Annotated in this window: 11 protein-coding genes; 2 read left to right on the top strand and 9 right to left on the bottom strand. The window is 70.8% G+C overall.

The genetic code is table 11. The features are described from left to right. Positions 1-1,260 (bottom strand): MFS transporter, encoded by a 1,260-nt coding sequence (locus FDO69_RS05735; protein ID WP_104778655.1) that lies wholly within the window; start codon positions 1,258-1,260, stop codon positions 1-3. A 46-nt stretch (positions 1,261-1,306) separates the two neighbouring features. On the opposite strand from FDO69_RS05735, the gene FDO69_RS05730 reads away from it, so the two are divergent. Further along, on the top strand, positions 1,307-2,359 hold the full coding sequence (locus FDO69_RS05730) for a LacI family DNA-binding transcriptional regulator (protein WP_104778654.1): 1,053 nt from the start codon (positions 1,307-1,309) through the stop codon (positions 2,357-2,359). Positions 2,360-2,458: 99 nt separating this feature from the next. On the opposite strand, the gene prcA is transcribed toward FDO69_RS05730, so the two are convergent. From prcA to arc, 5 genes are all read right to left on the bottom strand, one after another. Then, a complete protein-coding gene (prcA, locus tag FDO69_RS05725; protein WP_104778653.1) occupies positions 2,459-3,202 on the bottom strand; it encodes a proteasome subunit alpha in 744 nt (247 codons plus the stop codon). A 67-nt stretch (positions 3,203-3,269) separates the two neighbouring features. Next, a complete protein-coding gene (gene prcB / locus FDO69_RS05720; protein ID WP_104778652.1) occupies positions 3,270-4,115 on the bottom strand; it encodes a proteasome subunit beta in 846 nt (281 codons plus the stop codon). Positions 4,116-4,451: 336 nt separating this feature from the next. Then, positions 4,452-4,670, bottom strand: a complete 219-nt coding sequence (locus tag FDO69_RS05715) for a ubiquitin-like protein Pup (protein ID WP_019757212.1) — start codon at positions 4,668-4,670, stop codon at positions 4,452-4,454. A gap of 178 nt (positions 4,671-4,848) precedes the next feature. Next, entirely contained in the window at positions 4,849-6,360 is a 1,512-nt protein-coding gene (gene dop, locus FDO69_RS05710) for a depupylase/deamidase Dop (protein WP_338105734.1), read from the bottom strand. Positions 6,361-6,594: 234 nt separating this feature from the next. Continuing rightward, positions 6,595-8,361 carry a proteasome ATPase gene (gene arc / locus FDO69_RS05705; RefSeq protein ID WP_104778650.1) on the bottom strand — a complete coding sequence of 589 codons (1,767 nt, stop codon included), beginning with the start codon at positions 8,359-8,361 and terminating at the stop codon, positions 6,595-6,597. A gap of 245 nt (positions 8,362-8,606) precedes the next feature. On the opposite strand from arc, the gene FDO69_RS05695 reads away from it, so the two are divergent. Next, entirely contained in the window at positions 8,607-8,912 is a 306-nt protein-coding gene (locus FDO69_RS05695) for a ferredoxin (protein ID WP_104778648.1), read from the top strand. 59 nt (positions 8,913-8,971) lie between these two features. On the opposite strand, the gene FDO69_RS05690 is transcribed toward FDO69_RS05695, so the two are convergent. The 3 genes from FDO69_RS05690 to FDO69_RS05680 form a co-directional block, all read right to left on the bottom strand. Further along, positions 8,972-9,550 (bottom strand): hypothetical protein, encoded by a 579-nt coding sequence (locus FDO69_RS05690; RefSeq protein WP_104778647.1) that lies wholly within the window; start codon positions 9,548-9,550, stop codon positions 8,972-8,974. 328 nt (positions 9,551-9,878) lie between these two features. Then, positions 9,879-10,781, bottom strand: coding sequence for a tRNA (adenine-N1)-methyltransferase (locus FDO69_RS05685; protein ID WP_104778646.1), 903 nt, complete (start codon positions 10,779-10,781; stop codon positions 9,879-9,881). Between the two features lie 39 nt (positions 10,782-10,820). Further along, the gene (locus FDO69_RS05680; protein ID WP_104778645.1) at positions 10,821-12,713 is read right to left on the bottom strand and encodes a site-2 protease family protein; all 1,893 of its coding nucleotides are present in this window, start codon (positions 12,711-12,713) and stop codon (positions 10,821-10,823) included. Between the last annotated feature and the right edge of the window lie 378 nt (positions 12,714-13,091).

The raw sequence follows: 13,091 nt of genomic DNA, 5'->3' as shown, positions 1-13,091 counted from the left end.
TTACGCCCGATCCCCTGAACTGAAACGGGGTTCGACGGCACGGTTCGGATCATTTTCCGAACCGGTCGCAACAACCGCTCCCTGGCCGGGAGCTGCGACTACCCGTCCTGTGGCGCTCAAAACCAGCAGGGATACGCCACCTGCGACGGCCGGCACGGCGAAGCCCCACAAGGCCCCGCCCGCCTCGACGACGGGCCCCGCGAGGCCCGTTCCGACCGAGTGGCCCACGGTGAACGTCGTCACCAGCCAGGAGAACGCCTCGGTGACCGTGCCGCGCGGGGCGTGCCGGTCGACCAGGACGAACGCACAGGCGATGGCGGGGGCGAGGAAGACCCCGGCGAGCGCGGTCAGCGCGACCATGGGAACCGCGTCCGGCATCAGCATCAGCGGCAGGTAACACACCACCAGAAGGGCCACCAGCACCCGCAGTCGCCGAGCGGGCTCACCGGCCCACTGCCGGGCGCCGTACACGGTGCCGCCGACCAGTGCGCCGAAGCCCAGGGCGGCCATCAGCCAGCCGTACACGGCGTCCCCGCCGTGCTCGTCGGCGTAGGGCACCGAGGCGACGGTGATGGACCCGAGCGCCATCCCGATGAACAGGAAGGCCGCCAGCAGCGCGAGCAGCCCGGCCGAGCGCAGCGCGCCGAGCCAGTGCGCCTCGCGCGGCGCCGACCGCCAGGTGCGCGAGGGCTCCGAGACCACCACGGACAGCGCCCCCAGCACGCCGACCACGTTGAGCACGAGCAGCGCGGCCTGGGTCGACCACAGGGACACGCACAGCGTCACGAGCAGCGGCCCGACGGTGAACATCACCTCCTGGGCCACGGCGTCCATGGCGTACGCCGTGTGCACCTGGTCCTCCCTGCGCAGCACGGAGGGCCACAGTGCCCGCAGCCCGCCCTCCAGGGGCGGTGTGAAGAGCCCGGCGCCTGCCACGGCGGCGTACGCGAGCGGCAGCGACCCGATGCCGGCGAAGGCGAACCCGGCCATCGCGAGTCCGGAGAGGACGGCCGCGGGCAGCTGCACACGCGGCTGTCCCCGCAGGTCCACGATCCTGCCCAGCACGGGCTGCCCGACGGCGTTGGCGACGCCGTAGACGGCCGCCAGCGCCCCCGCCAGGCTGTAGGTACCGCCCTCGGCCCGGACGAACAGCACGATCGCGATGGGGGCCGTGGCGCAGGGCAGCCGGCCCACCAGCGTGCCGACGAGCAGCCGGGCGGCGTGTCGCGCCCGGAGGATCTCCAGGTATCCCGTGGCCATGTCCCGCCCCTAGGTTTTACGTATAACGTCGAATCTCATACGTACCATGTCCGCTGTTCACGAGTCCAGACGAAGGAGCAGGCCGACGGTGGCACGAGGCAGCACCCGACCCACGAGCCGGGACGTCGCCCAGGCCGCCGGCGTCTCCCAGGCGGCCGTGTCCCTGGTCCTCGGCGACAAGTGGCGCGGCCGGGTCTCACAGGCCACGGCGGAACGCGTCCGGGAGGCCGCCCGCGACCTGGGCTACCGCCCGAACCTGGCCGCCCGCAACCTGCGCCTGGGACGCACCCGCACGGTCCTGCTGGTCGTCCCGGCCCTCACCACGGAGTTCTTCGCCGGCGTCTACACGGGCGCCGCCCGCATCGCCGCCGAGCACGGCTTCGGCGTGGTCCTCTACCCCTCCCCCGAGGGCATCGGCCCGGCCCGGGACCCCTTCGCCTCCGCGCAGTCCGCGCTGGACGGCGTGATCGCCTCGTCCATGGCAGCGGACGCCCTGACCGCCATCCGTGGCGAGGCGCTGCCGCTGGTGATGCTGGACAGCGACCCGGACGGCAGCCTGGGGGCGGCGACGGTGAACCTGGACATCGCCGACGGCATCCGGCAGGCCGCGGAGCACCTGCTGTCCCTGGGCCACCGCCGCTTCCTCCACCTGGCGGCGGACGTCCCCTCCTGGACCTTCGAGGTACGCGCGCGGGAACTGGCGGCGCGGCTGGACGAGGTGCCCGGCACGACGGTGCGCACGGCCCGCTCCCCGATCTCCATCGAAGGGGCGGTGACCGCCGCCCAGGCCGCCCTCGCCGCCCCCGGGGACCGCCCCACCGCCGTGATCTGCGACGACGACCAGCTCGCGGCCGGCACCTACAAGGCGGCCCGCCGTCTGGGGCTGCGCATCCCGGACGACCTGTCGGTCACGGGCGTCGACGACCTGGCCCTGGCCACGGCCATGGACCCGGAACTGACGACGGTCCACCTGAACGCGGAGTTGTTCGGCGAGCGGGGCATGCGGGCGCTGCTGGCCGTACTGGAGGGCCGTGCACCCGAGAGCGGGGACATCCCGGTGCGGCTGGTGCTGCGAGGTTCCACAGCCAGGGCCGGTTGACGGGCACGACGACCGCACGCCCCGACCGCAGAGCGACCGGCACGACGACCGCACGCCCCGACCGCAGAGCGACCGGGGCGTGCGGCAACCTCGTCGGTGCTACTCGGCGTCGTCCTCCGCCGCCGCCTCCTGCGCGGCGCCGGCGTCCGCACCCAGGAGCCGGGACAGCTGACGTCCGCTGATCCGCTTGAACTTGCGCTTCTGCGGGCGCGTGCGGTCCAGCACGGCGACTTCCAGTCGCTCCGCGGGGATCTCCCGCTCGCTGCCGTTGGTGTCGCGGGACAGCGCCTGGACCGCCAGCTTCAGCGCCTCCGCCAGCGTCATGCCTTCCTCGTGGCGCTGGTCCAGATAGCTGCTGATCTGCTCGGCGTTGCCGCCCACCGCGACCGAGCCGTGCTCGTCGACGATGGAGCCGTCGTGCGGCAGCCGGTAGATCTGGTCGCCCTCGGGGGTCTCCCCGACCTCGGCGACGACCAGCTCCACCTCGTAGGGCTTCTCGGCGGCGCTGGAGAAGATCGTGCCCAGCGTCTGCGCGTACACGTTGGCCAGGCCCCGGGCGGTCACGTCGGCCCGGTCGTAGGTGTAGCCCCGCAGGTCGGCGTAGCGCACGCCACCGATCCGCAGGTTCTCGTACTCGTTGTACTTGCCGGCGGCCGCGAAGCCGATCCGGTCGTAGATCTCGCTGAACTTGTGCAGCGCACGGGACGGGTTCTCGCCGACGAACACGATGCCGTCGGCGAACTGCAGCACGACCAGGCTGCGACCACGGGCGATGCCCTTGCGGGCGTACTCCGCCCGGTCGGCCATGGCCTGCTGGGGTGAGACATAGAACGGCGTCGACACCGGTTATCCGTCCCTCTCTTGAAGATTCCGTCGGTTCACTGGACCACCTTCACGAAGACGATCGCCGCTACAGCAGCGCGGCCCGCGGCCCGTCGGGCTGCTCCAGCCGCCGCTCGAGAATCGAGCGCGCGATCTCGGAGGCCTCGGTCTCGGTGAGCCGGCGGAAGCCGTCGTCGGTGATCACGGTGACGATGGGATAGATCCGGCGGGCGACATCGGGACCACCGGTCGCCGAGTCGTCGTCTGCCGCGTCGTAGAGGGCCTGGATCACGAGCGTCGTGGCCTCGGCCTCGCTGAGGTCGTCCCGGAAGAGCTTCTTCATCGCACCGCGCGCGAAGATCGACCCGGAACCGGTGGCGGCGTAGTTGTGCTCCTCGGAGCGGCCGCCGGTGACGTCGTAGGAGAAGATCCGGCCCTTGCCGCGGTCCACGTCGTACCCGGCGAACAGCGGCACCACGGCCAGGCCCTGCATGGCCATGCCGAGGTTGGAGCGGATCATCGTCGACAGCCGGTTCGCCTTGCCCTCCAGGGACAGCTGCGCGCCCTCGACCTTCTCGAAGTGCTCCAGCTCCAGCTGGAACAGCTTCACCATCTCCACGGCCAGGCCCGCCGTGCCGGCGATGCCCACCGCCGAGTACTCGTCGGCCGGGAAGACCTTCTCGATGTCCCGCTGCGCGATGACGTTGCCCATGGTGGCCCGCCGGTCACCGGCGAGGACCACACCGCCGGGGAACGTCACGGAGACGATCGTCGTCCCGTGCGGTGCCTCGATCACGCCCTGGGTGGGAGGCAGCTGCCGGTTGCCGGGCAGGATCTCCGGCTGGTGCTCGGACAGGAAGTCCATGAAGGAGGAAGACCCTGGCGTCAGGAAGGCAGCTGGTAGACGCCCGGTGCTACGAGTGTTGGCTTCCACGCGATTCCTTCCACGTATGCGACAGCCCGCCCTGTGACGTCGGGCCGATCCTTGGAACAACCCCGGTCCGGTTGCCACCGGGGGCTCGGTATGCCTCGGACCCTACCCGTCCTTCGGCGGTGATCCACATGCCCGGCGGGACCAACTCCGCCGGAGCGACGCCGCACTTGCCCGCCGCGCACACCGGGCGGGCACGGGGTTCGGAAAGCCACCGACGCCCGGAGCGCCGCGCACAGGGGGCAGCCCGTCATGCGGTGCCCCGCGCGCAGCGCTCCGCGCTCGGCTCGTCCCTCGCCCACGCACTCCGCTCACCTTCAGAACGAAGGCTCCAGGGTCTTACTGGCCGCCCTTTTGAACGAAGGACCGCACGAAGTCCTCCGCGTTCTCCTCGAGTACGTCGTCGATCTCGTCCAGAACCGAGTCCACGTCGTCGCTCAGCTTCTCCTGACGCTCCTTGAGGTCCTCGGAAGCCTGCGTCTCCGCCGCCTGCTCCTCGACCTCCTCGGTGGACCGGGTGGCCTTCTGCTGTCCGCCGCCGGTGTCCTTGGTCGCCATATCCCTCACCCCGCTCGGTTCGCCCGACACAGTTGCTCGGTCAAGATCAGACCCTACTCGCCGGGTCTGACAATGGCCCCGCAGTTGCTCCAACGTACGGGGGCCACCTCGATGATTCCCGGACCAGGGATTTTCCACCCTGTCCGGCCGGTTCCCGACGAGTACCCGCTTCAAGCGGTCACCCGCCCGACAGGACCCTGACCAGGTCTTCCGCGGTGCGGCAGCGGTCCAGGAGCTCCTTGACGTGATTACGCGTTCCGCGAAGCGGTTCCAGGGTTGGGACCCGCTGCAGCGAATCCCGGCCCGGCAGGTCGAAGATCACCGAGTCCCAGGAGGCCGCCGCGACGTCGTCCGCGTACTGCTCCAGGCAGCGGCCGCGGAAGTAGGCCCGGGTGTCCTCCGGCGGCACCGTACGGGCCCGCTCCACGTCCGCGTCGGTCAGCAGCCGCTTCATGCGCCCGCGGGCCACCAGACGGTTGTACAGGCCCTTCTCGGGCCGTACGTCGGCGTACTGGAGGTCGACCAGGTGCAGCCGCGCCGCGTCCCAGTCGAGGCTGTCCCGGCGCCGGTAGCCCTCCATGAGCTCCCGCTTGGCGACCCAGTCCAGCTCTCCGGCCAGACTCATCGGGTCGTGCTCCAGACGGGTGAGGGTGTCCTCCCAGCGCGACAGGACGTCCTTGGTCTGGTCGTCGGCGTCCGCTCCGAACCGCTCCTCCACGTACTTGCGCGCCAGCTCGTAGTACTCCATCTGCAGCTGGACCGCCGTGAGCGTACGGCCGCTGCGGAGTGTGATCAGGCGCTTCAGCGACGGGTCGTGCGAGACCTGGTGGAGGGTGCGGACGGGCTGGTCGACGGCCAGGTCGACGGCGATGAAACCGTCCTCGATCATCGACAGCACCAGCGAGGTCGTGCCCAGCTTGAGGTAGGTCGAGATCTCCGACAGGTTCGCGTCGCCGATGATCACGTGCAGGCGCCGGTACTTCTCGGCGTCCGCGTGCGGCTCGTCGCGGGTGTTGATGATCGGGCGCTTGAGCGTCGTCTCGAGGCCGACCTCGACCTCGAAGTAGTCGGCCCGCTGGCTGAGCTGGAAGCCGTGCTCGTGCCCGTCCTGGCCGATGCCGACGCGGCCCGCTCCGGCGAAGACCTGACGGGAGACGAAGAACGGCGTCAGGTGCCGCACGATGTCCGAGAAGGGGGTCTCCCGCTTCATCAGGTAGTTCTCGTGCGTGCCGTAGGACGCGCCCTTGTTGTCGGTGTTGTTCTTGTACAGGTGGATGGGCTGGGCACCGGGCAGCTGCGCGGCCCGTTCCGCGGCCTCCGCCATGATCCGCTCGCCGGCCTTGTCCCAGAGGACGGCGTCCCGGGGGTTGGTCACCTCCGGGGAGCTGTACTCGGGGTGTGCGTGGTCGACGTAGAGCCGTGCCCCGTTGGTGAGGATCACGTTGGCCAGGCCGATGTCCTCGTCGGTGAGCTGGCTGGAGTCGGCGGCCTCGCGGGCGAGGTCGAAGCCTCGCGCGTCCCGCAGCGGGTTCTCCTCCTCGAAGTCCCAGCGAGCCCGGCGGGCCCGGTGCATCGCCGCCGCGTAGGCGTTCACGATCTGGGACGAGGTGAGCATGGCATTGGCGTTGGGGTGGCCGGGGACGGAGATCCCGTACTCCGTCTCGATGCCCATTACTCGCCGTACGGTCATGCGGCCCTCCTTGCCCGGCGGCACCCTCGGTCGTGGGCGCCACTCAGATACCGCTGGCGCTCGGTTGCGTGTGCGGTGCCCGTCCCCGCACTGCGCGACTCGGCGGTACGCAAGAGCCTAGAACGCCTTTGCGCTGGTGGGGAGATCATTTGCGTCATTGCGTTGCTCCAGCCGTGGCCTGAAAAACAGTCGGCTGCGGGTACCCGCCGAGGGCACCCGCAGCCGCCCTGCCTTTTACAGGTACTGACCGGTGTTCGCCACCGTGTCGATGGAGCGTCCGGTGTCCGCACCCTGCTTTCCAGTGATGAGCGTACGGATGTACACGATCCGTTCGCCCTTCTTTCCGGAGATCCGGGCCCAGTCGTCCGGGTTGGTGGTGTTCGGCAGGTCCTCGTTCTCCTTGAACTCGTCCACGCAGGCCTGGAGGAGGTGGGAGACGCGGAGGCCCTTCTGGTTCTTCTCGAGGAAGTCCTTGATCGCCATCTTCTTGGCGCGGCCGACGATGTTCTCGATCATGGCGCCGGAGTTGAAGTCCTTGAAGTAGAGGACTTCCTTGTCACCATTGGCGTAGGTGACCTCCAGGAAGCGGTTCTCCTCGGACTCGGTGTACATGTGTTCCACAGCCGTCTGGATCATGCTCTGGACCGTGGTGGCCTTGGAGCCGCTGTGCTCGGCGAGGTCGTCGCCGTGCAGCGGGAGGCGCTCGGTGAGGTACTTGCCGAAGATGTCCTTGGCCGCCTCGGCGTCCGGACGCTCGATCTTGATCTTCACGTCGAGCCGGCCGGGCCGCAGGATGGCGGGGTCGATCATGTCCTCACGGTTGGAGGCGCCGATCACGACCACGTTCTGCAGGCCCTCCACACCGTCGATCTCGGCGAGCAGCTGGGGGACGATGGTGTTCTCCACGTCCGAGCTGACACCGGAGCCACGGGTGCGGAAGAGGGACTCCATCTCGTCGAAGAAGACGATGACGGGCGTGCCCTCGCTGGCCTTCTCACGGGCCCGCTGGAAGACGAGGCGGATCTGCCGCTCCGTCTCACCGACGTACTTGTTCAGGAGCTCGGGGCCCTTGATGTTGAGGAAGAAGCTCTTGCCGGCGGCCTGGCCGGTCACCTCGGCGACCTTCTTGGCCAGCGAGTTGGCCACGGCCTTGGCGATGAGCGTCTTGCCGCATCCGGGGGGCCCGTACAGCAGGACACCCTTCGGCGGCCGCAGTTCGTGCTCCTTGAACAGGTCCGGGTAGAGGTAGGGGAGCTCGACGGCGTCCCGGATGGCCTCGATCTGGCCGCCGAGACCACCGATCTGCTCGTAGCCGATGTCGGGGACCTCTTCGAGGACGAGTTCCTCGACCTCGCTCTTCGGAACGATCTCGTAGACGTAGCCCGAGCGGGGTTCGAGCAGCAGAGCGTCACCGGGCCGGATGTTCACGTCCAGCAGCGGCTCGGCGAGCCGTACCACCCGCTCCTCGTCGGTGTGCCCGAGCACGAGGGCCCGCTCGCCGTCCTCGAGGATCTCCTTGAGGGTGACGATGTCACCGACGCGCTCGTACTCCATGGCCTCGACCACGTTGAGCGCTTCGTTGAGCATTACTTCCTGGCCGCGCCGGAGCTCCTCGAGCTCGACGCTGGGGCTGACGTTCACCCTGAGCTTGCGGCCGCCGGTGAAGATGTCGGCGGTGCCGTCCTCGTTCGCCGTCAGGAAGACCCCGAAGCCGGCCGGCGGCTGCGCGAGCCGGTCGACCTCCTCCTTGAGGGCCACGATCTGGTCACGGGCCTCACGGAGCGTGTTGGCGAGTCTCTCGTTCTGCGCGGACACGCCGGCCAGATTGGTCTGCAGCTCGACGATCCGCTCTTCGAGAATCCTCGTGTGTCGCGGAGAGTCGGCGAGCTTGCGCCGCAGGACGGCGATTTCCTGCTCAAGGTAAGCGATCTGCCCGGCCGGGTCGTCGGACCCGCGTCCCGGGCGGATGCCGCGGTTCATGTCGTCGTCGTGGGCTGCCACGGTCCTCACCTCCTCCAAGGGGAGCTGGACGCTTCCAGACCCTACCTGGGCGGGTGTCGATTGAAACCCCTAGATCACAAAGACGGTCGGGGTGTGTCCGATCTTCACCCTTGCGCTCTCCCTCACGCCAGGGGAATACCCAGCGAACATGATTGGAACCCAGGCGAAGGTAGGGTCGAACTGTTCAACACCCGCCGGAGCTGGCCGGATTCCCGACACGGCTCGGCGGAGAAACGGCAGGAGAGATGAGCGTGCAGCAGGTGGCCGGGGCGGAAGGCGAGGAGCTGGAGGTCTGGATCGACCAGGACCTGTGTACCGGCGACGGCATCTGCGCCCAGTACGCGCCCGAGGTGTTCGAGCTGGACATCGACGGTCTGGCCTATGTGAAGAGCGCCGACGAGGAGTTGCTCCAGGACAAGGGAGCGACAACGCCCGTTCCGCTGCCGCTCCTCACGGACGTGATCGACTCCGCGAAGGAGTGTCCGGGCGAGTGCATCCACGTACGTCGAGTTTCGGACAGGGCCGAGGTCTACGGTCCGGACGCGGAGTGACTGCTTCTCTACGTTCCGTCACTGCTGTCTGATATCTCACACGGGCCGTCGCACATGCCTCACACGCTGCGGGCTCCGGCGGGCGTGGAGCGGACGAACGAGCCGCCCTGCCAACGCCATTTCGCGTCGCTCTTCACGTCGGGACAGCAACGCGGCACGTCGGTCGACGAGTAGCCGAGGAGCGTGGCCGTCACGGCGCCGTCGCGCACGGCGAAGTCGGTGACGGTGGTGCCGTCCTTGGGGTCGAGCAGGGTGGCCACGACGCGTGGCGTGCCGCCGTCGGCGTCGCGCGTCACGACGTACACGCCGTCCGGCGGGGTGCCCATCGGGGAGTCGCAATGGACCACGGCCACCGTCTCGGGCCGGCCGTCGCCGTCGAGGTCCCCGGAAGCCCGTTTCCGCACCACGGCCTTCACCGGGCCGCACTCGATCGGGAACGCCACCGCGGCCGGGTCGGGCGGAGTCAGGTGCGCCGGAGCGCTCTTGGTCTCGGGTGCGGCCGGCTGAGCCGCCGTCGCCGCGCCGGGCTGCAGGATCGAGGAGAAGGCCACGACGCCGGCGACGGCCGTGGCCGTGGCGAGCCAGTGGATGGGGCGGGTGTGGGTGTGGGCGAGCTCCGGGACGGCGGAAGACTGCACTAGGAGGGTCTCCTGAGGCTGTGCCGGTGGGGTGGCCAGCATGGTGCCACACGTCACAGTCCGAGGGAACGGCGGGGTGTGCATGTCCTGTGCCGGGGAAGTCTGAAGGGTTGCGATTCCTGCCGCTGTGTCAGCGAGCCCGTGGGGCAGCGCCCCTGCCACGCCCTCCCACCGCGAGCCCTGGGCCGTCAGGGCCTGTGCGGCAGGTCAACAGCGTCGGGCGAGGGTTCACCCCGGGCGGCAACGAAAGGGCGCCGTGGCGGAGTTCCGGTACGGATCCGGGAACTCCGCCACGGCGCCGATGCGTTGCGCGCGGTGACGGGCCGCTTCAGCGGGCGGTGCCGCCGTCGGCGTTGGGCCCCTCGTAGTCCTCGCCGTAGGCGCCCTTGGCGGGGCGGCGGCGGCGCATGGGCGGCTCGACGCCGTCGGCGAGGCGGCGGGCGGTGAGCAGGAAGCCGGTGTGGCCGATCATCCGGTGGTCCGGGCGGACGGCCAGGCCCTCGATGTGCCAGTTGCGGATCATCGTCTCCCAGGAGGTCGGCTCGTTGAAGCAGCCGATCTCGCGGATGGACTCCACGGTCCGGGCGAGCTGGGTGGTGGTCGCCACGTAGCAGCACAGGATGCCGCCGGGGACGAGCGCCTTGGAGACGGCCTCCAGGCACTCCCAGGGGGCGAGCATGTCGAGGATGACGCGGTCGACGTCGGCGTCGGACAGGTTGTCCTGGAGATCGCCGACGGTGAGCTGCCAGGCGGGGTGCGGGCCGCCGAAGTAGCGCTCCACGTTCGCCTGGGCGATCTCGGCGAAGTCGGCGCGACGCTCGTAGCTGTGCAGCATGCCCTGGTCGCCGATGGCCCGCAGCAGGAAGCTGCTGAGCGAGCCGGAGCCTACGCCCGCCTCCACGACGCGCGCGCCGGGGAAGATGTCGGCGAAGGCCAGGATCTGCCCCGCGTCCTTGGGGTAGACCACGGCGGCGCCGCGGGGCATGGACAGGACGTAGTCGGGGAGCAGGGGGCGCAGCGCGAGGTAGGCGACGTTCCCCGTGGTGCGGACAACGCTGCCCTCGGGAGCGCCGATCAGTTCGTCGTGGGGGAAGGAACCCTTGTGGGTGTGGAAGTTCTTCCCGGCCTCGAGCGTGAACGTGTAGTGGCGGCCCTTGGGGTCGGTCAGCTGAACCTGGTCCCCGACCTTGAAGGGCCCGCGCCTGCGGGCGGCACCGGTCGGTTCGGACATGTGACCAGCCTACCGGTCCCCGAGGGGGGCTCCGACCACTCAGCTGGGCCTGGCCATCGCCTTCACGAAGGCCCGTTCCACGTCGGCCGCCGACAGCACGCCGTAGATCTCTCCCGTCTCCTCCACGACCAGGTACTCGGTCGCGGGGGCCGCCCGGAGCGCGTCCAGGAGTTCCTCGCCCGACAGTTCCGCCGAGACGCGCATGCCGTCGGTGAGGTCCTGGGCGAGGCCGCTGACGGCGACCCAGGGGCGGCGGTGCTCGGGTACGCCGACGATGGCGGCCTCGCGGACGAGGGAGAGGGGCTGCCCGTCGGCGTCGACGACGACCAGAGCGCGGGCCCCGGCGGCGTTGGCGCGGCGCAGGGCCTCCGAGAGCGGGGTGTCGATCTCGACGGGGACCGCGCGGCGGGTGAGGGCCCGGGCGCGCAGTTCGGGGAGGTGCTCCAGCAGGCGGGCCATGCGCAGGCTGTTGCCGGCGCCGGTCCAGATGATCGCGGCGAGGATGGCGGCGAGCAGGGCGTCGAGGACGGTGTCCATGCCGACGTTGTCGACGGCGTCGGTGCCGAGGGCGCCGGACTGGGTCAGCAGCGGCAGTCCGATGAGGACGGAGACGGCGAGGGCGCGGCCGACCCAGGCGGCGGCGATGGTGCCCGTCATCGGCTTGCCGGTGATCTTCCAGACGACGGCCCGGAGCATGCGGCCGCCGTCGAGGGGCAGGCCCGGCAGGAGGTTGAACGCGGCCACGATGAGGTTGGAGATCATCAGGCCGGCGAGCAGGACGCCCGGGACGGTGCCGGGTTCCACGGCCAGCAGGGCGGCGTAGAAGACGCCGGAGAGGACCAGGGAGAGCAGGGGCCCGACGAAGGCCAGGACGAACTCGCGACCGGGGGTCTCGGCCTCCTTCTCGATCTCGGAGACGCCGCCGAAGAACTGCAGCTGGATGCGGCGGACCGGGAGTTTGAAGCGGAGGGCGGCGACCGTGTGGGCCAGTTCGTGGACGAGCACGGAGGCGTAGAAGGCGACCGCGAAGAAGAGGGAGACCAGGTAGCGGGCGGCGCCGAGCTCGGGCAGCACGCGCTCCAGCTGGCCGCCGAACACCCAGGTGATCAGCGCGGCGACGAGGAACCAGCTCGGCGCGACGTACACGGGCACCCCGAAGGGCCGCCCCATGAGCAGCCCGCCTCGGGGCTCCGGCCGCTGGGGGGCGGGGCCCTTGCCATCGGCGGAGTGCGCGAGGGGGCGGTCGCCGTGGTGGGACGAGTGGCCGGGCTCCGGGGCGGGGGCCGCGGGATGCCGGCGGTCCGGATCGTCCGAACCCGGGGCCGGGGCCTGGTGCAGGCGGTCCCTCTCGGGCCGGCCGGCGGATGCCGCCGCGTGCGTGCCGTCGGCGTAGGCGCGATCGGGGTGCGTGTCGCCCTCGGGCGGATGGGGCGTGTCACCCTCGGCCGGGCCGGTCGTGTCGCGCTCTGCGGGGGCGGCGTCATCCGGAGTCCGCGGGTCCGGCGAAGCGTCGCCCGTGGGGCCCTGATCCGCTGCAGAGTCGTCCGCGGGGCCGGCCGGGGTGCCGGCGGGCGTCGTCGGGGCGGCCGGGGTATCGGCGGGCGTCGTCGGGCCGGCCGGGGTATCGGCGGGCGTCGTCGGGCCGGCCGGGGTATCGGCGGGCGTCGTCGGGCCGGCCGGGGTATCGGCAGGCGTCGTCGGGCCGGCCGGGGTATCGGCAGGCGTCGTCGGGCCGGCCGGGGTATCGGCAGGCGTCGTCGGGCCGGCCGGCGCCGGCGCCGGCGTGGGCTGCTCGGGGGTCAGGCGGGGCTCGTCCGTGGGCTGTTCGCCGGTGGGGAACGGGTCGGTGGCCCGGTCCGGACGCCCCGTGTGGCGCTCGGCCGACTCGTCGTTGCCGGACCGCGGCCGCCCGCGCCCGCCGCTCTCGTCCACCGGTGTCCCCTCGATCGAAGCGTCTCCCGCGCCTGCCGGACGGGAGGGTCTCGAGTCGATGGTATGCGTCCGTCGTGGTGCGTTTCGCCCCGGCACCCCTGTGTTTCCCGTACGTCGACCTCCTCTCCCGGCTTCCCCCACGGAACACGGCCGGGTCACTGTCAGTGGCGGGCCGTAAGGTCTGGGGCATGGAGACGAGCACCGAGGGCGCGGCGCAGCCCGACAGCAGCCCGGCCGCGGCGGTGGATCCGCCGGTCCCGGCCGGGCCCGCGGAGACGGCGGCAGAAGCACGGACAGCGGCCGAAGCCCAGCCGGTGGCGGCAGAGGCGGAGGCCGAAGCCCAGCCGGTGGCGGCAGAGGCGGAGGCCGAAGCCCAGC

This window comes from Streptomyces tibetensis (assembly GCF_007655005.1).
Lineage (GTDB): Bacteria > Actinomycetota > Actinomycetes > Streptomycetales > Streptomycetaceae > Streptomyces > Streptomyces tibetensis.
This window is presented reverse-complemented; position numbering and strand designations above follow the sequence as displayed.

What these genes read in the sequence shown, in the direction of transcription:
- FDO69_RS05715 (WP_019757212.1), bottom strand. Translation starts at nt 4,670, where the DNA reads ATGGCGACCAAGGACACCGGCGGCGGACAGCAGAAGGCCACCCGGTCC.
- FDO69_RS05730 (WP_104778654.1), top strand. Translation starts at nt 1,307, where the DNA reads ATGTCCGCTGTTCACGAGTCCAGACGAAGGAGCAGGCCGACGGTGGCA.
- FDO69_RS05685 (WP_104778646.1), bottom strand. Translation starts at nt 10,781, where the DNA reads ATGTCCGAACCGACCGGTGCCGCCCGCAGGCGCGGGCCCTTCAAGGTC.
- dop (WP_338105734.1), bottom strand. Translation starts at nt 6,360, where the DNA reads ATGACCGTACGGCGAGTAATGGGCATCGAGACGGAGTACGGGATCTCC.
- FDO69_RS05695 (WP_104778648.1), top strand. Translation starts at nt 8,607, where the DNA reads ATGAGCGTGCAGCAGGTGGCCGGGGCGGAAGGCGAGGAGCTGGAGGTC.
- FDO69_RS05735 (WP_104778655.1), bottom strand. Translation starts at nt 1,260, where the DNA reads ATGGCCACGGGATACCTGGAGATCCTCCGGGCGCGACACGCCGCCCGG.